The 23134-nt window shown below is 69.0% G+C and carries 20 protein-coding genes, 1 tRNA gene and 1 pseudogene; 7 read left to right on the top strand and 15 right to left on the bottom strand.

Going from position 1 to position 23134, the window contains the following annotated elements; all coding sequences use genetic code 11:
* Window positions 1–80 precede the first annotated feature (80 nt).
* The 5 genes from AC16DP_RS08915 to AC16DP_RS08935 all read left to right on the top strand — a co-directional run bounded on the left by AC16DP_RS08915 (window position 81) and on the right by AC16DP_RS08935 (window position 4875).
* Window positions 81–1505 carry a hypothetical protein gene (locus tag AC16DP_RS08915; protein ID WP_329731732.1) on the top strand — a complete coding sequence of 475 codons (1425 nt, stop codon included), beginning with the start codon at window positions 81–83 and terminating at the stop codon, window positions 1503–1505.
* Between the two features lie 98 nt (window positions 1506–1603).
* Window positions 1604–2620, top strand: coding sequence for a hypothetical protein (locus AC16DP_RS08920; RefSeq protein ID WP_329731733.1), 1017 nt, complete (start codon window positions 1604–1606; stop codon window positions 2618–2620).
* Complete coding sequence (locus tag AC16DP_RS08925) at window positions 2617–3168, top strand: class I SAM-dependent methyltransferase (protein WP_329731734.1); 552 nt, start codon at window positions 2617–2619, stop codon at window positions 3166–3168. Before AC16DP_RS08920 ends, AC16DP_RS08925 begins: the two co-directional genes overlap by 4 nt.
* Window positions 3169–3297: 129 nt before the next feature.
* Window positions 3298–4392 (top strand): DNA ligase, encoded by a 1095-nt coding sequence (locus tag AC16DP_RS08930; RefSeq protein WP_329731735.1) that lies wholly within the window; start codon window positions 3298–3300, stop codon window positions 4390–4392.
* 93 nt (window positions 4393–4485) lie between these two features.
* Window positions 4486–4875 carry a DUF6076 domain-containing protein gene (locus tag AC16DP_RS08935; protein ID WP_329731736.1) on the top strand — a complete coding sequence of 130 codons (390 nt, stop codon included), beginning with the start codon at window positions 4486–4488 and terminating at the stop codon, window positions 4873–4875.
* A gap of 364 nt (window positions 4876–5239) precedes the next feature.
* Here the strand turns inward: AC16DP_RS08935 and AC16DP_RS08940 are convergent, their stop codons facing one another.
* From AC16DP_RS08940 to AC16DP_RS08960, 5 genes and pseudogenes are all read right to left on the bottom strand, one after another.
* Window positions 5240–6535 (bottom strand): S8 family peptidase, encoded by a 1296-nt coding sequence (locus tag AC16DP_RS08940; RefSeq protein WP_329731737.1) that lies wholly within the window; start codon window positions 6533–6535, stop codon window positions 5240–5242.
* A 145-nt stretch (window positions 6536–6680) separates the two neighbouring features.
* Window positions 6681–7973, bottom strand: a complete 1293-nt coding sequence (locus AC16DP_RS08945) for a PKD domain-containing protein (protein WP_329731738.1) — start codon at window positions 7971–7973, stop codon at window positions 6681–6683.
* Between the two features lie 6 nt (window positions 7974–7979).
* Window positions 7980–8786 carry a hypothetical protein gene (locus AC16DP_RS08950; protein WP_329731739.1) on the bottom strand — a complete coding sequence of 269 codons (807 nt, stop codon included), beginning with the start codon at window positions 8784–8786 and terminating at the stop codon, window positions 7980–7982.
* A gap of 68 nt (window positions 8787–8854) precedes the next feature.
* Window positions 8855–9184: an aldehyde dehydrogenase family protein gene (locus tag AC16DP_RS08955; protein ID WP_329731763.1), complete on the bottom strand. Its 330-nt coding sequence runs from the start codon at window positions 9182–9184 to the stop codon at window positions 8855–8857.
* Between the two features lie 2 nt (window positions 9185–9186).
* Window positions 9187–9285 (bottom strand): annotated as a pseudogene (locus AC16DP_RS08960) (thiamine pyrophosphate-binding protein); the annotation flags it as partial.
* 100 nt (window positions 9286–9385) lie between these two features.
* Between AC16DP_RS08960 and AC16DP_RS08965 the strand changes: the two are divergent.
* A complete protein-coding gene (locus tag AC16DP_RS08965) occupies window positions 9386–10270 on the top strand; it encodes a LysR substrate-binding domain-containing protein (protein WP_329731740.1) in 885 nt (294 codons plus the stop codon).
* Window positions 10271–10274: 4 nt separating this feature from the next.
* On the opposite strand, the gene AC16DP_RS08970 is transcribed toward AC16DP_RS08965, so the two are convergent.
* The 3 genes from AC16DP_RS08970 to AC16DP_RS08980 all read right to left on the bottom strand — a co-directional run bounded on the left by AC16DP_RS08970 (window position 10275) and on the right by AC16DP_RS08980 (window position 14592).
* A complete protein-coding gene (locus AC16DP_RS08970) occupies window positions 10275–11795 on the bottom strand; it encodes an acetyl-CoA hydrolase/transferase C-terminal domain-containing protein (protein WP_329731741.1) in 1521 nt (506 codons plus the stop codon).
* A 40-nt stretch (window positions 11796–11835) separates the two neighbouring features.
* Window positions 11836–13482 (bottom strand): prenyltransferase/squalene oxidase repeat-containing protein, encoded by a 1647-nt coding sequence (locus AC16DP_RS08975; RefSeq protein ID WP_329731742.1) that lies wholly within the window; start codon window positions 13480–13482, stop codon window positions 11836–11838.
* Between the two features lie 375 nt (window positions 13483–13857).
* Window positions 13858–14592, bottom strand: coding sequence for an HAD family hydrolase (locus AC16DP_RS08980; RefSeq protein ID WP_329731743.1), 735 nt, complete (start codon window positions 14590–14592; stop codon window positions 13858–13860).
* Between the two features lie 76 nt (window positions 14593–14668).
* Between AC16DP_RS08980 and AC16DP_RS08985 the strand changes: the two genes are divergently transcribed.
* Window positions 14669–16495 (top strand): methyl-accepting chemotaxis protein, encoded by a 1827-nt coding sequence (locus AC16DP_RS08985; RefSeq protein ID WP_329731744.1) that lies wholly within the window; start codon window positions 14669–14671, stop codon window positions 16493–16495.
* 38 nt (window positions 16496–16533) lie between these two features.
* Here AC16DP_RS08985 and AC16DP_RS08990 read toward each other — a convergent pair whose 3' ends face one another.
* The 7 genes from AC16DP_RS08990 to gap form a co-directional block, all read right to left on the bottom strand.
* On the bottom strand, window positions 16534–17781 hold the full coding sequence (locus AC16DP_RS08990) for an imm11 family protein (protein WP_329731745.1): 1248 nt from the start codon (window positions 17779–17781) through the stop codon (window positions 16534–16536).
* Window positions 17782–17790: 9 nt separating this feature from the next.
* Entirely contained in the window at window positions 17791–19212 is a 1422-nt protein-coding gene (locus tag AC16DP_RS08995; protein ID WP_483956674.1) for an AHH domain-containing protein, read from the bottom strand.
* A gap of 93 nt (window positions 19213–19305) precedes the next feature.
* Window positions 19306–19387 (bottom strand) — tRNA-Leu (locus AC16DP_RS09000).
* A gap of 133 nt (window positions 19388–19520) precedes the next feature.
* Window positions 19521–19982: a preprotein translocase subunit SecG gene (secG, locus tag AC16DP_RS09005; RefSeq protein ID WP_329731747.1), complete on the bottom strand. Its 462-nt coding sequence runs from the start codon at window positions 19980–19982 to the stop codon at window positions 19521–19523.
* An 82-nt stretch (window positions 19983–20064) separates the two neighbouring features.
* Window positions 20065–20838 (bottom strand): triose-phosphate isomerase, encoded by a 774-nt coding sequence (gene tpiA, locus AC16DP_RS09010; RefSeq protein WP_329731748.1) that lies wholly within the window; start codon window positions 20836–20838, stop codon window positions 20065–20067.
* Window positions 20839–20871: 33 nt separating this feature from the next.
* Entirely contained in the window at window positions 20872–22059 is a 1188-nt protein-coding gene (locus AC16DP_RS09015) for a phosphoglycerate kinase (protein ID WP_329731749.1), read from the bottom strand.
* Between the two features lie 39 nt (window positions 22060–22098).
* Window positions 22099–23109 carry a type I glyceraldehyde-3-phosphate dehydrogenase gene (gene gap / locus AC16DP_RS09020; protein ID WP_329731750.1) on the bottom strand — a complete coding sequence of 337 codons (1011 nt, stop codon included), beginning with the start codon at window positions 23107–23109 and terminating at the stop codon, window positions 22099–22101.
* Window positions 23110–23134: the final 25 nt, after the last annotated feature.

Consider the following 23134-nt stretch of genomic DNA (forward strand, 5'->3'; position numbering starts at 1 on the left):
GTGCACTGTATGGACGCGAGCCCGCTCCCCCCTTGCGGCTCATGCAGGGAGTGCAGGGGCTCGCGAGGAGGGGGAACGACATGGAGCGCAAGTGGTGGAGAGCAGGCATTGCCCTGCTCGCGGTAGTGGGTCTCGTTCACTGCGGAGTGGTGCCTCCGGAGGGCGAGCAGGAGGACGGGCTCCCACAAGAGGAACACGCGGCATCCGAGGAGCCACTCAGCGCCTCCTGGCGCTCCGGCTCCTCCCAGGGCGCGACACGCTGGTTCCGGCATCCCCGGACTCCTTTCGACGCGGAGTCCCTCGCCATCGTCCAGGATGCCGACCGGAACGTCATCGTCTCTGTGAGTGTGGGAGGGACGATCGAATTCGAACCGGGCCACCCGCTGGGACGAGGCATCCCGGAGGAGCGGCTCATCGCCGTGGCGAAGTACGCGCCGGACGGGAGGCTGCTCTGGGCCCGCACCTTCGAGGTGACACCCGGCTCGAGCCCGGACTTCCTCCACGCCTTCGCGACGGCACTCGCGGTGGATCGTGAGGGCCACATCGTGCTCGCTGGCTCCCAAACCGGCACGATCGACTTCGGAGGCGGTCTCCTGCCCTCCGGGGCCTTCCTCGTGAAGCTCGATCGCGAGGGCGGACACGTGTGGTCCAGGCATTTCCCCAGCGATGTGGCACGGCCCACCTTCCGCGCGGAGAAGCTGCTGACGGACCGCGAGGGAAACATCGGCCTGGCCGCCACCGTGGTGGCGACGATGGACTTCGGCGGGGGGCCTCTCACCCTCCGGGGCCAGCCCGTCTTCGTGCGCTTCTCGCCCGAGGGAGGGTTCCTCTGGGCCTTCGTGGATGACCGGACGGGTTTCCCGCGCGATGCGGCCGTGGACTCGGAGGGCCGGTTCATCCTCGCCGGCGGCCGCGAGGATGGGCCCTTCGTCTACAAGCTCGACAGGGATGGCACACGGCTCTGGGAGCGGCGCCCGGTGGGCGCGAACGCCTCGCTCGCGGGAGTGGCGGCCTGGGGCAACCGCATCGTCCTCACCGGGGTCTTCGCCGGCTGCGTCAGGTTCGATGGAAGGCGGCTGTGCACTCCGAGCCGGAATGATCCCAACGAGAGCGATGGGCTCCTGCTCGCCTACACGGCGGATGGCGAGGAGCGCTGGGCGCGGCATTTCGGACGGGCCAGTGGCGCCATCGCCGTGGACCCACGCGGCAGCGTCGTGGTGACGGGGGTCTACGAGGATGGAGACCGGATCGGCTCGCGGCGGCTGCGGGGAGAGCCTGGCGCGAACAACGTCTTCGTCGCCCGCTTCGACAAGGGCGATGGCGATCTCCGGTGGATCCGCACCTTCCCGGGGCCCTCCGAGCAGTTCGCCCCCGATGACATCTCCGTGGACAGCCGGGGCGAGAGCGCGCTCCTGGCGACCTTCTCCGCGCCGGTGACCCTCGAGGGCACGACGCTGGTCCCCGAGGGAGGCCGGGACTTCTTCATCTTGAAGCTCGCGCCCTGAGCGCGGCTCGGCGGGAGGGAGGCCCGGAGGCACACCGCCAGGACAACCCGAGGCATCCCTCCCCTCCGCACCGGATGTGCCCGCCCGGCTGGGCATGCGTGGACGATTTCTCTCTCGGACACACGCCCTTCTCCAGGGCATACACTCCCGCCGTGCTCAAGATTCCGGCTGACTCCGCTTCGTGGCTGTCCACCCTGCTGTTGCTGCTGCCCCTCGCGTTCGCCGCCCGGTCCAGGTCGCGGCCTCCCCCTCCAGCACCGAAGCGGCCCTCGTCGTGGCTCCCGCTGCTGCTGGTCGGCGGAATCCTGGTGCTGATCGTGCTCGGCGTGTGGGCCTCCCGGCCTCCCTCTCCCCCACCCGTCCAGCCGCCCTCCCCAGGAGCCCAGGGCCGTGCCCCCCTGGAGCCCCCAGGCGTGTCGAAGGAGCAGTTCCGGGCCCAGGTGGAGCAGCTCTGCCCACGCTTCGCCGCCATCAGTTGGGGCCAGGCCGAGCAGCCCTCCCAGTTGGCCCGGCAGCTCATCAGCATGGAGTGCATGAGCCGGCTGTGCGCGCCCCCGGCTGGCGCCGACGCGGGCGGCTCCTCCTTGAGCCGCGAGCTCTCGCCGATGTGTCAGGAGATCCTGCCGCTGATCAGGGGAGAGCCCGGAATGGCGACGGTGACCCGCTCCTACCGTCTGGCATGTCCCGAGGTCGCCGTGCCCTGGTCCGAGCGCCCCTGGAGCCCCAGCACCGAGCTGGGCTTCTACACCGCCGTCCGGCCCTGTCTGGAGCGCATCTGCGAGCGGATGCTGGCGCCCCAGGGCATTCCCCCCAAGTACTGCACCCTCGCCGCGGACATCGCCGAGGGGCTCGGGGACGTGGGGGCCGTGGCCCGGCTCCGGCAGCGGGCCCAGGCGCTCCAGGCGATCAACGAGGCGCAATGGCAGGAGCTCTCACCCGAGCAGCGCGAGGTGGCGGAGACGGACCAGGACATGAGGGTCCTCGCCAGGCGATGGGGCGAGGCCTGTGCCCAGGGGATGAGCAGGTACTGTGAGTCCCTGGCCCAGTACTGCCGCCTCGAGGGCTCTCCGCCGGACGTGTGCCCCGCTCAAAACGACGCGGGGAAGGCCCCATGAAAGGCGTCCTCCTCTTCCTGCTCCTGCTGGCCCTGCTCCTGGCGGGGATGCTGTCCATCGTCTTCCACACGCTGAAGACGGGCATCTCCCCCATGCCCACCTCGGGGAAGGTGCGCCGCCAGGTGCTCTCCCTGCTGCCCACGGAGCTGGAGGGCACGCTGCTGGAGCTGGGCTCCGGCTGGGGCACGCTGGCCTTCGCGCTGGCGGACCACTGCCCTCGGGCCCGCATCGTGGCCTTCGAGCTGTCCCCGCTCCCATACGCCTTCTCGCGCCTGCGCCAGCGGCTCGCCCCGCGCCCCAACCTCCGGCTCGTGCGCGAGGACTTCTTCCGGGCCCCCTTCGCGGAGGCCTCGGCCATCGTCTGCTACCTCTACCCCGGAGCCATGAGCCGCCTGGCGCCCAGGCTGTCCCAGGAGCTCGCTCCCGGCACCCGCATCCTCAGTCACACCTTCGCGCTCCGTGGGTGGAAGCCCCTGCGCACGCTCGTCGTCGACGACCTGTACCGCACGCCCATCTACCTCTACGAGGTGCCCGCCCGGGAGGGCTGAATCCCCTCTCCTTTCCTCGGAAGTCATCCCACCGACCTGCCCTGAGAGGTCCTCCGCACCTGCCAGACCCACCGGATACGATTCCCCTCGTCGCCGCGAGACAACCGCGGCGCATCAAGGGAGGGACTCGTGGCGGACATCGCGGACGGCGCCCAGGTCGAGGTGCAGGGCTCTGGCTCCAAGCCGTACATCCTGAAGAACACCGGTGGTGTGTACTCGTGCTCGTGCCCTGCGTGGCGCAACCAGTCCATCCCCATCGAGCGGCGGACGTGCAAGCACCTGCGCAAGGTCCGGGGGGATGCGGCGGAGGACGCCCGCGTGGGCGGCTCGGACTCCAGTGCCGCGGCGAAGCCGGCGCGCAACGTCCGTCCCAAGTCCGGCGCGAACACGGTCGTGGGCGCGGAGTCCGGCGAAGCCACCGCCCCCGCGTTGCTGCTGGCCCACTCGTGGGAGAACGACGTCGATCTCACCGGCTGGTGGATGAGCGAGAAGCTCGACGGCGTGCGGGCCTGGTGGGACGGCAAGCAGTTCTACTCGCGCCAGGGCAATCCGTTCCTCGCGCCCGACTGGTTCACCGCGAAGCTGCCCGACCATCCGCTCGACGGCGAGCTGTTCGGCGGGCGCAAGAAGTTCCAGCGCACGGTGAGCATCGTGCGGCGGCAGGACCGGAGCGATGACTGGAAGGAGCTGGCCTTCGTCATCTTCGACGCGCCGAGGCTGGAGGCGCCCTTCGAGGAGCGGCTCGCGTACTGCCAGCGGTACGTGGAGGACGTGGCGCCTCCGTACGCCGAGTGGCTGGAGCACCAGACCTGCAAGAGCGTGGCGCACCTGCGCGAGGAGCTGGCGCGCGTGGAGGGCCTGGGCGGCGAGGGGCTCATGCTGCGCAAGCCGGGCTCGCGCTACGAGGCGGGCCGCTCGCACACGCTGCTGAAGGTGAAGAGCTTCAAGGACGACGAGGCGCGCGTGGTGGGGCACACGGCGGGCGCGGGCAGGCACAAGGGCCGGCTGGGCGCGCTCGAGGTGGAGTTGCGCGACGGCACCCGCTTCTCCGTGGGCACCGGCCTCTCGGACCAGGAGCGGGAGAACCCGCCGCCGGTGGGCACCCTCATCACCTTCCGCTACCAGGAGCTCTCCAACGACGGCGTGCCGCGCTTCCCCTCGTATGTGGGCGTGCGCATCGACGCCGCGCCCTTCGAGCCCACGGCCCGGCGCAAGCGCTCCTGAGCCGGGATTTAACCTTGCTCGGGCTCCGGGGTTTCTCCGGACAGATGACGCCGGGATGCCGTCCCGGCGCGTCCCCTCGAAGGAGAGTCCGCCATGCGCCTGAAGCTCGCCCTGTCCGCCACCGTTGCCTCGCTGCTGTTCTCCGCTCCCGTGCTCGCCCAGGAGCCCGCCGCTCCCACCGGCCAGGAGGGGCACCCTGGAAAGCACAAGCACAAGAACAGGGACGAGCGGATGCTCCGCAAGCTCGAGCGCATGGAGCGCCGGCTCACCCGCGCCGTCGAGCGCGGCCGCCTCACGCAGCAGCAGGCGGACGCGTTCCTCGCCGAGGCCCGGCAGCTCCGCGCCGATGCCCAGGTGCAGCTCCAGGCCAGCGGGGGCCAGTTCACCGAGGAGCAGAAGCAGCAGCTCCGGGAGCGCAAGCAGGCCCTGCGCGAGAAGATCCACGCGGCCCTGAAGGCCACCCAGCCCCAGCAGGCCCAGTAGCCCACCCGGCCTCATGAGGGCCCCGGAGCGGCGGCTTCCAAACCCGTGGGAGTCAGTTCGTCCAGAGGGGTGGTCCGCGTCGATGTGGCACGAGGCGCACGAGGCGGTGCCGTTGCCGGACAGCTTGGGTTGACGACGTAGAGCGAGCCGGAGACATCGTGCAGCGCCAGGCCGCGCGGGCCCCGCTTGGTGCGCGGGTTGACGGTGGCTCCGGTGGACGGGCCCACCTCCACCCGGGCCACCACTCAAGTTTTTCAGCTCAAACCATCTCCGGGGCTCCAGGCCCGCGGAAGGAGGAGCCCTCCCGTTCCGCGGGCCCGGCGAGCCGGGCGCCGTTCACCGGCTCGTGACGGAAGACGCCCGCCTACTTCGCGTCCTCGGCCGTGCGGTTCTTCATCAGGGTGGGATCGCCGAGGAAGCCGGAGAACATCAGCCGGTTGGGCGAGCACCTGCCGGCATCGGCCACCTTGCCGGGCGTGGAGTTGTCGACGAGCACGGAGGTGACGGCGTTGGGAGCGGCACCGGGGTTGCGCTCCAGGAAGAGCGCGGCGAGCCCCGCGACGTGGGGCGAGGCCATGGACGTCCCACTGAGGGGGCGGGTGGCGGAGTCATCGGAGATCCACGCCGAGGTGATGTTGTCACCCGGAGCGAAGACATCCACGCAGGCGCCCCAGTTGGAGAAGGAGGCGCGCTTGTCGGACGTGGTGGTGGCGCCCACGGTGATGGCGTTGGGGCTGCGGGCCGGAGAGCGCGCGCAGGCATCCTGGTTCTCGTTGCCCGCCGCGACGACGAAGGTGACGCCCGAGGCGATGGCCTTGGCCACGGCCTCGTCGAGCGCATCGCTCTTGCCACCGCCGAGGCTCATGTTGGCCACGGCGGGGAGCTGCCGGTTCCTGGTCACCCAGTCCACGCCGGCGATCACCCCGGAGGTCGAGCCGGAGCCGCTGCAGTTGAGCACGCGCACCGCGTGGAGCTGGACGCTCTTGGCGACCCCGTAGACCTGGCCCCCCACGGTGGCGGCCACGTGCGTGCCATGGCCATTGCAGTCATTGCCCTTCTGGCCATCCGAGAAGGCGTCGAAGACGGCCCGCGCGCGCCCGCCGAACTCGGCGTGCGAGACACGGATGCCGGTGTCGATGATGTAGGCGTTCACGCCCTTGCCGCTGGCGCTGTAGAGGTAGGTCTGGTCCAGGGGTAGGTCGCGCTGATCGACCCGGTCGATGCCCCAGGTGGCCTCGGGCTGGCGCTCACCGATGGCGCGCATCACCCCGTTCTCCTCCACGTACGCCACCGAGGGGTCGGCGGACATGGCCCGGGCCTGCTCCGGGGTCATCCGGGTGGCGAAGCCCCGCAGCGCGTGCTCGTACGTGAGGAAGGAGCTGCCGCCGTAGCGCGCCGAGAGGCTCTCCGCGGCCATGGCGGGGGCGAGGCCCTTCTCCCCCTCGGGAGGCGCCTTGAGGACGACGATGTACTCGCCCTGCACGGGCCGGACGGCGGCGATGAACTTCCCCTCGCGAGCCATGGACTCCACGGAGGCGGTGGGGCAAGGCGCCTCGGGCGGCAGCGGAGGCGGCTTGGGAAGAGTCACGGCCGGGCACCCCAACAGCACGGACATGGACACAGCGGACACGGCCATCCACGACACCGTACGAAGACGCATCGCTTTCCCCCTGTTGCTTGGAAATAGAAGTCTACCTGTTTCATTTTAATGAGACGTCTGACGCCCCATTTCCTGTCCACACAATCCACCGCCTGTTCAATAGCAGACATGCGGTGGATGTCGGATGACCGTCTGCCATTGGCTGCTACTTCCGGGGTGGAGGCTCCGCGGCGCGGGGAGTCTCCGGCGAGGGCTCGCGCTTGAAGGGGCTCCAGGAGACGGCCACCTCCTGGCCCGCTGCGTCATGGCCATACAGCTGATCCAGGAGCTGTTTGATCTCCGGCGGGGCCTCGGAGGCGCGCACCGTCACGTAGCCGCGGAACCCCCCGTTGCCGAGCTCCTCCTCCACCTGGAGCACCTCGCGCCAGGGACGCATGGAGGTATCCGCCTGACCGTCCCAGTGGAGGGAGATGCGCTCGAGCCGCTCCCAGGTGACGCGCTTCCCTTCCGGGACGCGGATGACCACGTCGCTGCGCCAGCCGCCCTCGGGAAGCGGGCGCCAGCGGGAGACGCGCAGCTCGACGGGAGGAGGCTCGGAGGGAGGCTGCCCACGCGTGAGCGCGAACGCCGTGGCCTCCAGGGGCCCACCCCGGTCGAGCCGGGCCTGGAGCCGCACGGGGAAGCTCTTGATCTCCTGGGGGCCGAGCGCCTCGAGGGAATAGGCGTGCTCGGCGCGGGGCTCGGAGGTGGTGGAGGTGGTGCCATCCCCGAAATCCCACGCGTATGCCGTGATGCGCGCACTGCCCTGGTAGAGGGCCTCGAACGCGAAGCTCCCCTGCCCTCGCTGGACCACCGAGATGCGCAGGGGCTCGTTGCGCTGGGCCTGCTGCTCGCCGCACCGGCGCACGTCGAGCTCCACTTCCCGCTCGGCCAGCACGCCCACGCGCCGTCCGCCGAGGTCCTTGCAGACCTGGAAGCGCACCCGGTACGTGCCGGCCGTCTCCGGCGCCCGCCATGGGAGCGCGGGCCCGGGATGCAGCTCGGCGCCGCTGCCGGCCACCGGCCAGACCCAGCGGTAGACCGCGCCGGGCTCGGGCTCCCCTCCGAGACGGGCGGACAGGTGGATGGATTCGCCCGCGCACACCCACGGACGGTCCGTGTCGATTCCGTCGATCACCACACTGGACGTCAACGACACGCGCTCCTCGTTGAGGGCCGCGGAGAGCGCCTCACCCGAGGCCGCCAGGGACGCGGGCACGGGTGGCACGGGCGGCGGTGGTGACGGAGCGGGAGGCGCTGGAGGTGGGACCTCCGGGGCGGGGAGACGGCGCTCGGGGACAGCGGGAGGCGGAGACGGCGCCTCGCTGACGGGCCGGGGCCACACCGCCACGACGAGCGCGAGCAGCAGCGCCGTGGCGGCGAGACCCACGACGACGCGAGCACGCGCCCTGGCCGCGGGACGCTCGGGGGTTCCGGGGGGCACGGGGGCGTTGGACACGGAGGACTAGAAGCCGAAGTCGTTCAGGTGGCGGCGGTAGCCCTGCGAGTTGGGCCGGTACCACTGATCATCCCAGCCCTTGAACTCCACATCATCGAGCAGCCGCTCGGTGGCGCCGTTGAGGGTGACGGAGTTGATGAGCTGCACCGTGGTGGAGCCCACGTTCCGGGAGACGAGCCGGTTGGAGGTGGCGGTATCGAGATACTGATAGGTCGTGCGGCTGCAATAGTCCTGGAGGAAGCAACCACTGTCACAGGTGCTCAGGTTGTTGTAGGTGGCGTGTTTGTCTTCAGCGACGTAGAGCGTGGGCCAGCCGCGAGAGGAATTGCGCGAGTCGATGGCCGTGTCGTACTCGAGCTGTCCATACGAGTACCAGGCGGACGAGTCACAGCTGCTCTTGCGATGGGCGGACAGGTAGGCCCAGTCGAGGTACCACTTGCCGCCGGAGTAATGGACCTCGAGGATCTGGAACTCGGGGTCTCCGTCGTGGCCGGTGGTGACCCCGGAGTCCTCGAAGAAGGTGTCCATGTAGAACACCTGGAGCGTGCGGGTGGAGAAGCTGGTGCTCTTCACGGCGTAGTACGGGCGCCGGGCGAAGCCGCTCTCGCCGCTGTCGAACCAGAAGAGGGGCATGAACCAGAAGGCGACCTGGTACTCACAGTCGTCGTTGAGACCATCGCGGTCGGCATCCGTGCCGGTGCCCCAGCAGTTGTCCCCATAGGGGATGGTGGAGAGCCCCTCGGCGTGGGCCGGGCCCGGCAGGGCGAGGAACAATCCCAACGACAGGACCGCGATTCGGGTGAAACGGTTCATTCGAGAACCTCGGGGAAGGAGGGGCGCGTATGTTACACGCCCACGGCCCCCCGAGGATCTCCAGGCCCTCAGCCCTGGCGCAGCACGAGCAACCGCGGCTCGGTCATGTCCTCGATGGCGTACTTCACGCCCTCGCGCCCCAGTCCCGAGCCCTTCACGCCGCCGTAGGGCATCGTGTCGACACGGAAGCTCGGCACGTCTCCCACGACGACGCCCCCCACCTCCAGCTCGTCCCACGCCCGCATCGCCCGCGACAGGTCGTTCGTGAAGACACCCGCCTGAAGCCCGTAGCGTCCGGCGTTCACCTCGCGCAGCGCGTCATCGAAGGAGCCGAAGGGCTGGAGCAGCACGACCGGACCGAAGGCCTCCTCCGCGCTCAGCGGCTCGTCGGCGGGCACGCCGACTCGAGCAGGTCGAGGTTCTCCTCGCCGGGAAGTCCAAAGACGCAGCGCACGCCCTCCGCTTCGAGGGCTTTGACGAACAGATCCGATGCCTTCATGGGCTCTCTCCTCCGGTACGCGACAAGATCTACCCGCGGCCCTCGATTCGTACATTCGTTTGTTCCCATGGAGCCGATAGGCATTGCCTATGATGGAGGAATGGAGCTCCGTCACCTCCGCTACTTCTCCGCCGTCGCCGAGACGCTGCACTTCGGACGTGCCGCGCGGCGCATCCACGTCTCGCAGCCCACGCTGTCGCAGCAGATCCGCCAACTGGAGGAGGAGCTCGGCTCACCGCTCTTCGAGCGCGCGCGCAGTGGCGTCCGGCTGACACAGGCGGGGGAACTGTTCCGCACCTACGCCTCGCGGGCCCTGGAGGACGTGGACGCGGGCCGGGTGGCGGTGAGCGCGCTGCGCGGACTCACCACGGGTGCACTGCGCGTGGGCTACCCGCCCAGCATGCGAGGAGTCGTGGTCCCCGCCCTGACGGCCGTGCTGCGCAGGCACCCGGGCCTCGCGCTGAGCGCCGAGGAGGCGGTCGTACGTCGGCTGGAGCGGCGGCTCTCGGAAGGCAAGCTGGACGTGGGGCTGGGGTATGCACCCGCGCGCTCACCGGACCTCGACGCCGAGCCCCTCTTCGACAGCCGGCTCGCGCTCTTCGTCGCGAAGGGGCACCCGCTGGCGGGAGCGGAATCCGTGGCCTTGCGGCAGCTGAAGGACGAGCCATTCGCGCTGCTCTCGCCGGGGCTGCGCGTGCGCGCGCGTGTGGACGTCTGGTTCGACGCCATGCGGTTCACGCCGAACATCGCGCTGGAATCGAACGCGGTGGCCACCGTGCTCGCCATCGTGCGCGCGGGGCTCGCCATCACCGTGCTCCCCGAGCCCCGGCTGGCCGATGCCGAGCGCCTGGTGGTGAAGCGGCTCGCCCCCGCGCCGCGATCCGAGCTGGCGGCGCTCCTGTGGCGCAAGGGCGCGCCCCGCACGCCCGCGGCGGAACTGTTCGCCGCGGAGGTGCGCGAGCGCGCGAAGGAGGTCGGAGCCTGAGGGCTCAGCCGCCCTTGGGGAAGTCGCGGCAGGCCGCGTCGTAGTCCCGCCACCAGCCCTCCAGGGCCTTCATGTCGGTGGGCCGGGGCTCGTCACCCGCGCCCGCCATGTCCAGGTAGGCGTGCAGCAGTGGGCGGAAGTGCGGGTGCGCGCACTTCTCGATGATGTCCACCGCGCGCCGCTTGGGCGAGCGGATGTCCATGTTGAGCGCGTAGCCGTGCTCGGTGACCACGCACTTGATGTCGTGCTCCGTGTGGTCGATGTGCCGCACGTACGGCATCACGCAGCTCACGACGCGCCCATCCTTCAGGGGCCGCGTGGACGGCGTGTGCACGATGCTCAGGTAGGCATTGCGGAAGAAGTCTCCCGAGCCCCCCAGCCCGTTGACGATGCGCGAGCCGTCGATGTGCGTGGAGTTCACGTGCCCGTAGATGTCCACCTCGATGGGCGTGTTCATCGCGATGACGAACAGCCGCGAGATGATCTCCGGGCTGTTGGACAGCCACATGGGCCGCAGCACCAGCTTGTCGCGGCAGCGCTCGAACAGCTCCATGAAGCGCCGGCGCCCCTCGGCCGAGAAGGACACCGCCGTGGCCGACGCGTTCTCGAACTTCGCGTCGTCCTCCACGTAGCGCAGCATTCCGTCCTGGAAGACCTCGGTCCAGAAACGGATCTTCTGGAACGGGGACGCGTAGAGCTCGCCGATGATGGCGTTGGCCACGTTGCCCACGCCGGACTGGATGGGAGGCAGGCGCTTGCCCCAGCCGAACTGCTGGCGGCACTGCATGAGGAAGTCGATCACGTTCTGCGCGATGCGGCGGTCCGTGTCGCTCGCGGCCTTGAAGGGCACCGGGTGGTCGGGCGTGACGGACTCGACGACGGCCACCACCTTGCTGCGGTCGAACTCGACGTAGGGGGTGCCGATTCGGTCGCGCACGTTCACCAGCGGCAGCGGCCAGCCCACCTTGGGGTGCACGGCGGGCAGGACGATGTCGTGGAAGCCCGTGTAGTCCGGCGACGCGGTGTTCACCTCGAGGATGATCTTCCGCGCCCGGGCCAGTGCCTCGGCGGAGACGCCCACCGACGAGGACAGGACGACACTGCCGTCCTCGCGGATGCGCGACACCTCGACGACGGCGACGTCGATCTCCCCGTAGAAGCCGTACATCAGGTTGCGCGCGAAGGCGGACAGGTGGACGTCGGTGAAGTCCATCTCGCCCGAGTGGATGAGCTTGCGCGACACGGCCGAGGACATGTACGGCCCGCGCTTGCGGATGAAGGGGGCCATGGGGCCCTCGACGTCATCCGAGAGCGAGGCACCGCTCAGCAGGGTGATCCGGGCCTCGGGCGCCGTCCGGGCCAGGTGCCTGGCGAGCGCCGGGAAGAAGGTCTTCGGCTCTCCCGACTTGGTGAAGCCGCTGATGGCCACCGTGTTGCCATCGGTGACGTGCTTCACCGCTTCCTCGACCGGAACGACCTTGGCCAGCAGTTCAGCGTTCTCGACTCGGTCTCGCAGTGTGGTCATGCCCCAATGCTGCATCCTCCCGCGTCCCACGCAAGCGCTCTTAGCAGGCCTCCAGGCTCATGGTGGGGTAGCGGCCCGTGGCCACCTTCCAGGCAGGCATGGCCACCACCGGGCGCGCGGCCAGCACGTGATCGAGCGCCAGCAGGGCGAAGATGTCGGAGAGGACCGGGACGTTGTACGCGATGGGCCGCGGGCCCGCCTGATCCGGAATGGACAGGAACCGGCCATCCGCCTGCTGCTGGCGGACGAGGTACCTCACGCCGCGCTGGATCGGGGCGGGCTCGTCGAAGTGGCTGAGGGCAATCAGCGCGTATGACGTGCTGATGGGATCGCTGGCGTCGCCGGCCCGCTGCCCCCAACCGCCGTCCACGTTCTGCGAGCGCCGCAGGTAGTCCAGGGAGTACTCCTCGGCGAGCTCCACCATCATCCGCAGCCCGGAGGCGCTCTCCGGCAGCAGCCGCATCGCCAGCAGGGCGCGGAAGATGGCGTTCGTCTCGCTCAGGCTCCAGCTCCGCTCGAAGCTCCCATCCGCCTTCTGGTGGGTGACGATGTAGCGAATGCCCTGCGTGATGAGCTCGGCGTGCTGCTCGCGGTTGGGCGCCAGGGCGTTGAGCGCGCCCGCCGTCATGGCGACCTCCGACTTGCTCCCCGCGACGAACGTCGGGAAGCCCCCGTCACCGCCCTGCATGTCCACCAGGTACGCCTCGGCCTGGGAGATGGCGTGGGCATGGCGCTCCGGATCCAGGGCCCGCAGGAACTCCAGGCAGTACGCCGTGTCGTCCACGTCCGTCTGGTGCACGTCCTCGGCGTAGGCCCAGCCCCCATCCGGCTGCTGCTCGCCCACGAGGTAGTCCGCCATGCGGTACAGCAAGGACTTCCTGGCCCCCGCCTCCACCAGCGCCAGCCCCGCCGTGGCCGTGCAGAAGATCTCCATCCCGGTGATGAAGGGAATGCCACCATCCGCGTTCTGCACCGAGACCAGCAGGGCGATGCCGTTCTGGACCGACTCGCCGCGCCGCGGGAAGTGACGCAGCGCCAGCAACGCGAGGATGTTGGCCAGCAGGTGCTTCTCCCAGGCCCCCTCCGTGCTCTGGGTGGCCGTCAGCAGCTCCACGTCCTCGGCGCGGATCCACTCGGGGTAGCCGCTCCCCACCGCATGGAGGATGCGCAGCGAGGCCACCGTCACGGTCGCCCAGCTCTGGTACTTCTCCTCACCACTGCTCGCGAAGTCCTCCGGCGTGAGCACGGAGTCGAACGGCGCCAGCCCCAGCTCCGCCATGAGCACGCTGAACATCATCCGCTTGCGCCGGTTGGTGAAGTGATCGAAGCGCGCCAGGTACGCCCGGACCGCCTCCGCGTCCTGGGGCGTGCTCTCCCCCAGCGCATGCCGGCGCAGCACCGCGTGCAGGGGATCCTCCCGCTCGTCGATGCACTGGGCTCGCAGGTAGCCTTCGATCCGCTCCCGCACCTCCGAGAACAGGCCCAGCTGCTCCAGCAGGTGCAGGCTCAGCACGGACTCCAGGATGCGGCTCTCACACTGGCCCCGCACACACCCGTCCTCCCCCACCTGCGTCTCCAGGTACTCCCGGAGCTGCTCCCTCGCGACCACGGCCCCGCGCGCCCAGGGGCGCTGTGCCGGCCGGCCACTCTCAAACGCGGGGACATTCATGTACGGGGAGGTGCGCATCGGGAGGCCCTATCGAAGCGGGAGCGCGGCTGCTCGGCGACAATGTGACTGGATAATTTCAATAAACCAGAAAAGGGTATGGAGCAACCCTCTTGAGTCACTTTCTACTCAGTGACGACCTCACACATTGAGAAATGAGCACGGCCTCGGATCAATGTTTTGAAAAGGCCAGGAATTGAGAGCCTTTACGGCATGAATGGCTCCCGGCCGCGCGACGAAAAAGGACCGTGCGGCAAAATTCATGCGGGAGAGATGGGTCCTGACGCACCCAGCCCTGACGAAGCCGAGCGCCAAGGGCTGGCCGCGACGAAGGCGGACGCGTGGCGACAGGCACGCTGGGAGCGGCCCGGCATACCTGAGAGGTCGAGTGGGAGGTCAGCCCCGGGGCGGGGACTCGGGAGCGGGCGCCGCGAGCAACATCCGGGCGCGCTCGAGCACATCCTCCCGGGTGGCCACGGCCCAGCCGCGCCGCTGGGCGAGCACCCGTAGGGCGGGCTCGGGCTCGAAGGCCAGGGGCAGGCCCAGGCGCTCGAAGAGGGCTGAGTCGGTGATCGAATCACCCAGGGCGAAGCACCGCTCCAGGCGCACGTCCTGCCCGCGCGTCACCGCGTCGAAGATCCGGCGCTTCTCGCCCAGGGCGCCCGAGGACAGGTCCACGGCTCCCGTGTAGTGGCCCTCGCGGCGGGTGAACAGGGCGCCGCACGCCTGGGAGATGCCGAGCTCGTCGGCGACGCACTGAATCATCTCCTGGGGGCTTCCCGAGATGATGACACTCCAGTAGCCCGCCTCCCGCAGCAGGCCGACCAGGGGCCGCACGAAGCCGAAGAGCTTGTGGCGCTCCTGCTCCCACACCTTGCGGGCCAGCGCGTCGACGGTGTCACACCGGGCGCCCTCGAGGGCCTGGGCATAGAGGGGATAGGCGCGGCTGGCCATGGTGGAGAAGTCGATGAGCCCCTGCTTGTACTGGCGGAGGACCTCGAACACACCCTCGGCCCGGGTGCGGTGGCAGACCCCCGCGGCCATCAGGGCCCGCAGCAGCTCGACGCCCAGGGCTCCCGGGTAGAGCGTTCCATCGACGTCGAGAACCGCAGCCTTCAGCTCGTTGCTCATCCCCATGGCGCCTCTGCGGCGGTTATACCCGAATCCCGGGAATTGGCCCACCGCCGGGCCAGACCTCCGAGGTCACATGCCTTCATTGACACCCTGGTGGCGGGCTGACTACCGTCATGACGACATGCCGGACACGTCGACTCGCGGGTTGTTCAAGCAGTTGTTCCTGGTGCAGCAGCTCAACAGCGTCTCCTGCATGCCCGTGGTGGTGTGGCTGGTGTCGCTGGTGATGGGGCTGACGCCAGACCAGGCCTTGCGGACGGCGGCCGTGCTGCTGCCGCCCGCGGCGTTGATCTTCGGGCTCGGCCTGCCCGTCGCGCTCATCGCCTTCACGTGCCGGTGGGCCCTCACCGAGCGCCCGGGTGAACGTCCCGGTGAGCGGCTGGCGAGGATCCTCAAGGTGCCCCGGGTGCTGGAGGTGGGGTGCCTGCTCATCTACATGACGGGGGCCGCCACCTACACCGGACTTCCCAGCCTCTATTACGGCAAGGGGCTGCTGCCCATGCCGGTGGCCATGCTCGTCATCGCGCTGATGGCCAGCCTCAACATGGTGTGGACGCGCATCGCCTTCGAGCGGCTGCTGCGGCCCCTGGCCCTGGCGGAGTTCACCCGGTATCCGAACCTGGTGCTCAACGAGCGAGGCTTCCTGTGGCCGCGCTATGGCTGGTACCTGCCCCTCACCTTCGGGCTGTTCGTGGCCACCACGCTCACCACCACGGTGGTCATCATCTGGAAGGTGGCCGAGGAGAACGTCACCCAGCTGCTGGCGAGCATCTACACCGTGCCGGATCCGGGGGCGGCGATCCGTGCGACGGTGACCCAGCTGTTCGATCAGCTCGGACTTCCGCTGCTGCTGGTGGGCGCGTTCCTGGTGTGCATCGCCGCGCTGGGCGCCTGGAACGTGGCCAAGCACCTGGAGACCGGTGCCAACGCCGTGCGGGACGCCATCGAGGGCCTGGCCTCGGGCAACCCCCGCTTCCCCGAGTGGGTGACCACCGACGAGGTGGGAGATCTCTCCCAGGCGACGGCCCGCGCCTTCGAGCGGCTCAAGCTGCTGACACAGACGCTCGGTGAGTCCGCCCAGCAGCTGGGCACGTCGGCCCGGGAGCTGGGCAACTCGAGCCGGCAACAGAACGAGACCATCACCCGGCAGGCCGCGGCGCTGCACGAGACGCACGTGACGGCGCAGGAGCTCAAGGACACGTCGCAGCTGGCCTCCAAGCGGGCCGAGATGATCCTCCAGCAGATGGTCGAGGCGGAGTCCATCGCGCAGACGGGCGAGACGGTGCTCGATGGCAGCCTGAAGGGTCTGGAGCAGATCCGCTCGCAGGTGGCGGCGATGGCCGATCGCATCCGCTCGCTCGACGCGCATACGCGGCAGATCGCCCACATCACCACCACGGTGAAGGACCTGGCGGACCGGTCGAACATGCTGGCGCTCAACGCCGCCATCGAGGCGGTGCGCTCGGGCGAGCACGGCAAGGGGTTTGGCGTGGTGGCGCGGGAGATCCGCTCGCTGGCGGACCAGTCCATCCAGTCCACCCACCGCGTGCGGCAGCTCCTCGAGGACATCAGCGAGTCCATCCGGACGACGGCCACCATGACGGAGCAGGGCTCGGAGAAGGTGGGCGAGAGCCTGGAGCAGATCCGCTCCTTCGGGCACAGCATGCGCCAGCTGTCCAACCTGGTGCAGAACAACGCGGCGTCGGTGAAGCAGATCTCCGCCGCGGTGGGTCAGCAGGGCACGGGCATCGAGCAGCTCTTCACCGCGGTGACGGCCCTCACGGAGATGATGGAGGAGACCATCACCCGCATCCGCGCCACGGATCAGTCCATCAACGTGGTGAGCGACGTGGCGAACAACGTGGGCACCTTCGTCAACAGCTACAACTGGAAGGCGTGAGCGATAGCGGTCGGCCCTGAGCCACCGCTGCTTGGGGACTACGCCACGGGCTTCCTTCTGAGACGCGACAGGTGCTCCTCGCCGAGTTCCACGAAGCGCCGCGCCAGCTCGGCCTGGCCCTCCGCGCCGTGCTGCAGCAGGTACGCCAGCTCCGAGGGCAGCAACGCCTTGACGGTGACGAGCTTCACCTCCCCATACGGGGTGGAGAAGTGACCCGGCAGCGAGCGTGACGCCACGCCCAGCAGCACGGCCACCCTGCCCTCTCCGATGACGAGGGCTTTAGGCATGCCCTTTCCGGACACCTCCATGGAGAAGAGGCCCGCCTTCACGCTCTCGCGCACGTGCTCGTGCCCGGCGACTTCATCCGCCACACGCTCCAGCAGCATCAGAGGCCACCCCTTCGAGATGTCCTTCACGGCTGCGTCCACCTCCAGGGCGAGCTCGAGACCGAAGCCCACCGAGGGCTCCAGGCGCTCGATGAAGGGGTCCGAGAGTCCGTGCGTGACGAGCAGCGTACGCCCCGCCTCGCGACGGATGACGCTCCAGAGCTGCCGCTGGCCCGGCCACGAGCCGCTCATGGCGATGGGCATGAAGACCTCTTTGTCCAGCGACCCCAGGGTGCGCCAGGCCGCCTCACGAGCGGTGGCCGCCGTCTCCAGCAGCTCGCGGCTCTTCCGGTTCCTCGTGCGCTCCTCCGCGCTGAGGGTGCTGGGGCCGGTGACCTCCTTGAACTTCGGCCCCGTCGCGCCCAGTTCCTCGAGGGCCTCCTTGATGGCCTCGGAAACGATGATGGCGACCTTCCAACCCCAGGTACGAAACACCTGGGCATCGCCCACCCTCGTGGGGTCTATCCGCATGCCGATCACGGACCGATACCCTCCGAGTTGGTCCGGCAAGCCATGCTCAGGTGTCACGTAGCGCACCTCGTCGGAAGCCTCATCGTCGATGCACTTCACGACGCGCGTGATGTTGAGGAGGACATACGGCTCGCTCTGCCCGCTTACCTCCACCGGAATGAGTTGCACATCGCTGGGGGCCAGCCTGGCGAACACGGCGGCCACCCTGGCATGGACCACGGGGATGGTTGCACCGGCCACAAAGGAGAAGTCGAGCGCCTTGCCAGGGGCATAGAGCGGAATCCGAGTGTGACCTGAAAGGTGAGCGGACTCGCCCCGCTCAAAGAGCCAGGTACGAAGCTCCTGATTTCCCTCATCCAGGGGGCTTCCCAGTGCCCACCGGTTCGGGATGTAAACGTCTTCGAACAAGTCGAAATACCGCTTCGCCATGAAGAACTCCTAGGGCGATGCCCCACTGGTCAGCAGCTTATGGAGCAAGCTGCCCGTGTCGGAGATTTCCGCAGCCAACTCACGGAGTGCTTGCCTCAATGCTACGGCACATGCCTGCTGATTGGGGCAGTTCTCCGTCGCGGTCTTCAGGTGACGAAAGACGGCTTGATGGTACGCCTCGGGATGAGGACCTCTGTGCCCAGGCAGTGAAACCGTATTCGCCGGGTCCTTCATGGACATGCCCGCCTTGTCGAAGATCGGCTTGAATGCCTTTGTCCAGGGACCACCGCGCAAGGTGGACTTCTCGTTCTCGATGGTGGCGATGTGGTGGAGTTCTGCCTTCCTATTCGAGGGAGCTGTACGTGCCGGAGTTCCCGCCGGAGAGCCCCTCGCGGCCATGCTCAAGACGTTGGCGGGCAAGACGACACTGAAGGTGCCCTCGGCCACGGCAACCTTCACCCTGTCGGCTTCCTGCACAGACGTGAGTACGTCGCGGATACCGGCATGGGACTCGAGCGCACCGGCGGCTTGCGCGAATCCCGGCAGCGCCGGGGCCTTGGACACCAGCGCCGTCGTCTCTCCCACCGCCGCCGTGCCCAGCAGGAGGAGAATCCGCACACTGTTGGGGCCGATGACCTTGCCGAACCGCTCACCCGCCTCGCGCAGCTCCGCGAACGTGCTGGCCTCCGCGGCCTCCTCCCACAGCCGGAACCACGCCCGTATCAGGTCGAACAGCTCCCACCCGAGATACCCCCACATCAGCACGGCCAGTGCAGCGGCCACGCTTTTAGAAACGGGCTCGGGCGCCGCGACCAAGGCCATGTATCCGATGAGGGTGAGGCTCAGTGCCGTCCACAGCTGCGACGTGGAGAACATGGAGCGCAGCTCCGCGTCCCGCGCCTCCAGCGCCGCGTTCACGGAGAGCGCCAGGGCCAGGTCGCGCTTGTCCTCGCCGTCCAGGCCCGGCCCGTCCTTGAACAACCCGAGACAATCACCCGGAGTGCCTTGCCGCTCGCAGAAGTTCCCGTAGGAGCGCGCCAGGGGCGTGCGCCACGCCTCGCCCGTGAGCGGAGCGGAGGCCAGGGCCAGCTTCCGGTGGAGGTAGAGCGGCACAGGGCAGTCGGCCAGCCGCAGCGGCACGTTCAGCACCAGGGTGGCCAGGGCCGCATCGAGGTCGGAGTCGCTCACCCGCACCGCCCCGAATCGGGTGGGCAGGGAGAGGCGAACCCGCTCGTCCCCGATCGTTCCCTCCGACGCCTCCGCATTCGCGACAGCCGCGGACGCCGGCGCGTCCTCATGGGAACGGGGCGCCGCACGAGGAAGGCTCGTGACACACGCGGAGTGGAGGAAGAGGACGATGAGGGCCCATGCGCCCAACCAGGGGCGCCGCCGCGCACCACCCGGGCGCAAGTCAACGAGACGGGTGGACACGGCCGCGGCTCCAGTGGGGGACGGGCCCCGGAATGACAGGCCCGGAAACGAAAAAAGCCCCCGAGTCACTTGGACTCGGAGGCTCTTTCGGAGTGCCCAGGGCGGGATTCGAACCCGCACACCTTTCGGCGCCACCCCCTCAAGATGGTGTGTCTACCAGTTCCACCACCTGGGCATTTCCGGCGCGGTCTCGACTGAGTGAGTCGCCCCGGAAACAACGCGGCCTCTAGTACCACGAACCGCGCTGTCTGCAACAACGAATTTTCAACCGCCTCGCCACCCGCTTTCTTCCGCGGGTGGCCGCCCGCCTACTGCCCGGGCGCCGGAGCGGGAGCCGGAGTCTCGGCCGGACGCGGCTGCTCCACGCTGCCCGGAGCCGCCGGAGCCGAACCCGAGGGAGGCGCCGCCTCCTGCGGATTGGCCGGAGGCACCTGGCCCGCCGGAGGAGCCCCACCCCCCAGCTGCTCCGTGCCCTGCTGCGGGGCCGCCGGAGCCGGCTGCGTCGCCGCAGGCTTGTTCGCCAGCGAGCCCGCCACCGACGTGCGCATGCCCACGAAGGACAGGCCCAGCGACGTCAGGAAGAACATCGCCGCGCAGATGCCGGTGATCTTGGTCAGGAAGGTCGTCGCGCCGCGGCCACCGAAGGCGCTCGTCGCGGCACCGCCACCCAGGGCCGAACCCATGCCGGCGTCCTTCCCGGGCTGCAACAGGATGACGAAGATCATGAACACGCACAGGAGGACGTGCACGATCGTCACGAAGGTCAACATGCTTTAAGCTCTTCTTTCCGGTCCTGGATGAAAGGCCGCGCAGCCTAACCGAACGGGCTGGCCGGTGACAATCTTCCTGAGATCACACCCCGCCCTTCGCGATCGCCGCGAAGTCGCCCGCCTTCAGGCTCGCCCCGCCCACCAGTGCCCCGTCCACGTCCGGCTGGCCCAGCAATTCCGCCGCGTTGTCCGGCTTCACGCTCCCGCCGTACTGGATGCGCACCCGGTCCGCCGTCCCCCGGTCGTACAGCCGCACGAGCTGCTCGCGGATGGCCCGATGCACCTCCTGGGCCTGGGCGCTCGTGGCCGTCCGGCCGGTGCCAATCGCCCACACCGGCTCATAGGCCAGGACGAAGCCCGCCACCTCGGCCGCCTGGAAGCCCTTCAGCGCCCCCGCCACCTGCCGCTCCACCACCTCCAGGGTGCGGTGGGCCTCGCGCTCGGCCAGCGTCTCGCCCACGCAGATGATGGGCGTCATCCCCGCCCCCACCACCGCCCGGGTCCGCTTGTTCACCGTCTCGTCCGTCTCGCCGAAGTACTGCCGGCGCTCGGAGTGGCCGACAATCACGTAGGCGCACCCCACGTCCTTCAACATCGCGGCGGACACCTCGCCGGTGTACGCCCCGCTGGCCTCCCAGTGGCAGTTCTGGGCGGCCAGCTTCACCGCGGAGCCCTCGAGCTCCTTCGCCACGGCCTGCAACGACAGGAACGGCGGCGCCACGGCCAGCTCCACCCGGTCTCCCGGAAGCGAGGCCACCAACCCCTTCAGTTCCCGCACCAGGGCGAGCCCCTCGGGGATGGTCTTGTTCATCTTCCAGTTGCCGGCGATGAGCTTGCGTCGCGCCTGTGCCGCCATGAGGACTGCCTCCGTGGTGTTGGGTACGGCCGACTACTTCGTCTCCAGCGCCTTCACGCCCGGCAGCTCGCGCCCCTCGAGGAACTCCAGCGAGGCACCGCCACCGGTGGACACGTGGCTGAGCTTGGGCGCCAGCCCCATCTGGGTGACGGCCGCGGCGCTGTCTCCGCCGCCGACAATCGTGATGGCGTCCTTGTTGATGGCCATGGACTCCGCCACCGTGCGCGTGCCCGCGGCGTACTTCTCGATCTCGAACATGCCCATGGGGCCGTTCCACACCACCGTCTTCGCGCTCTTGATGTGCTCGGAGTACATGGCCCGCGTCTTCGGGCCGATGTCCAGGCCCATCAGGTCCGCGGGGATGGCGCGGTCGGCCACCTCGCGCACGGGGCCCTTGTCCGTGGGCTCGGTGCTGCACACGTGGTCCACGGGCAGCACCAGCGACGTCTTCAGCCGCTGCGCCGCCTCGAGCATGCGCGTGGCCAGGGACAGCTTGTCCTCCTCCACGCGGCTCTTGCCCACTTCAATCCCCTGCGCCTTGAGGAAGGTGTAGGCCATGGCGCCGCCGATGAGCAGCGCGTCCACCTTGGGCAGCAGGCTCTCAATGACCTTGATCTTGTCGCTCACCTTGGAGCCGCCCAGGATGGCCACGAAGGGCTTGGTGGGGTTCTTCAGCGCCCCGCCGAGGTACTCCAGCTCCTTGCGCATCAGGAGGCCGGCGCCCTTCTCCTTCACGTGGGGCACCATGCCCGCGGTGGAGGCGTGGGCGCGGTGCGCGGTGCCGAAGGCGTCGTTGATGTAGACGTCGGCGAAGGAGGCGAGCTCGCGCGCGAAGGCGTCGTCGTTGGCCTCCTCCTCCTTGTGGAAGCGCAGGTTCTCGAGCATGAGCACCTGGCCGTCCTTGAGGTCCTTCACCAGCTTGCGCACGCCGTCACCCACGCAGTCGTCGGCGAGGATGACCTCGTGCTTGGCGCCGAGCAGCTCGCTGAGGCGGCTGGCGGCCGGCTCCAGCGAGAGCTTCGGGTCCGGCCCCTTGGGGCGCCCGAGGTGGGAGGCCAGAATCACCTTCCCGCCCATCTCCAGGGCGCGCCGGATGGTCGGCAGCGCCTCGCGGATGCGGGTGTCGTCGGTGATGCGCTTGCCCTCCAGGGGAACGTTGAAGTCCACCCGGATGAAGACGCGCTTACCGGTGAGCTGCATGTCGTCGATGTAGCGGATCATCTCGGTCCTCCCACTCGGAACGCCCGTTGTACTGGCTGACTACAGACCCTTGGAGGCGAGGAACTTCGCCGTGTCCACCATGCGGTTGGAGAAGCCCCACTCGTTGTCGTACCAGGCCATCACCTTGAGCAGGTTGTCGCCCATGACCATGGTGTTGGTGGAGTCGAAGATGGAGGAGTGCGGGTTGCCGTTGTAGTCGACGGAGACGGTCAGCTCCTCGCTGTACTGGAGGATGCCCTTGAGCGGGCCCTCGGCGGCGGCCTTGAAGGCGGCGTTGACGGCGTCCACGGTGACGCTCTTGCTGGTCACCACGGTCAGGTCCACCAGGGACACGTTCGGGGTGGGCACGCGCACGGCCTGGCCGTTCATCTTGCCCTTGAGCGCCGGGAGCACCTCACCGATGGCCTTCGCGGCGCCGGTGGAGGCGGGAATCATCGACAGCGCGGCGGCACGGGCGCGGCGCAGATCCTTGTGCGTGAGGTCCAGGATGCGCTGGTCGTTGGTGTAGCTGTGGATGGTGGTCATCACGCCCTTCTCGATGCCGAAGCTGTCCAGCAGCACCTTGCCCAGCGGCGCCAGGCAGTTGGTGGTGCACGAGGCATTGGAGAGGATGTGGTGCTTCTTCGCATCGTACTGGTCGTGGTTGATGCCGTAGGCGATCGTCAGGTCCGGGCCCTTGGCCGGGGCGGAGATGATGACCTTCTTGGCGCCCGCGCCCAGATGCTTCTCGGCGCCGTCGCGCTCGGTGAAGCGGCCGGTGCACTCGAGGACGATGTCCGCGCCCAGGGACTTCCAGGGCAGCGCGGTGGGGTCCTTCTGGGCGGTGACGGCGATCTCCTTGCCGTCGATGATGATGGCCTTGTCCGTGGCCTTCACGGTGCCCTGCCAGGTGCCGTGCACGGAGTCGTACTTGAAGAGGTGGGCCAGGGCGGCCGGCTCGTCCAGGTCGTTGATGGCGACGAAGTCGAGGTTCTCCTTGCGGCTCAGGGCGGCGCGAAGCACGCAGCGGCCGATGCGACCGAACCCGTTGATGGCAATCTTGGTGGCCATGTCTCAGTCTCCTTAGAGAAAGTGG

This window comes from Archangium sp., from assembly GCF_057119385.1.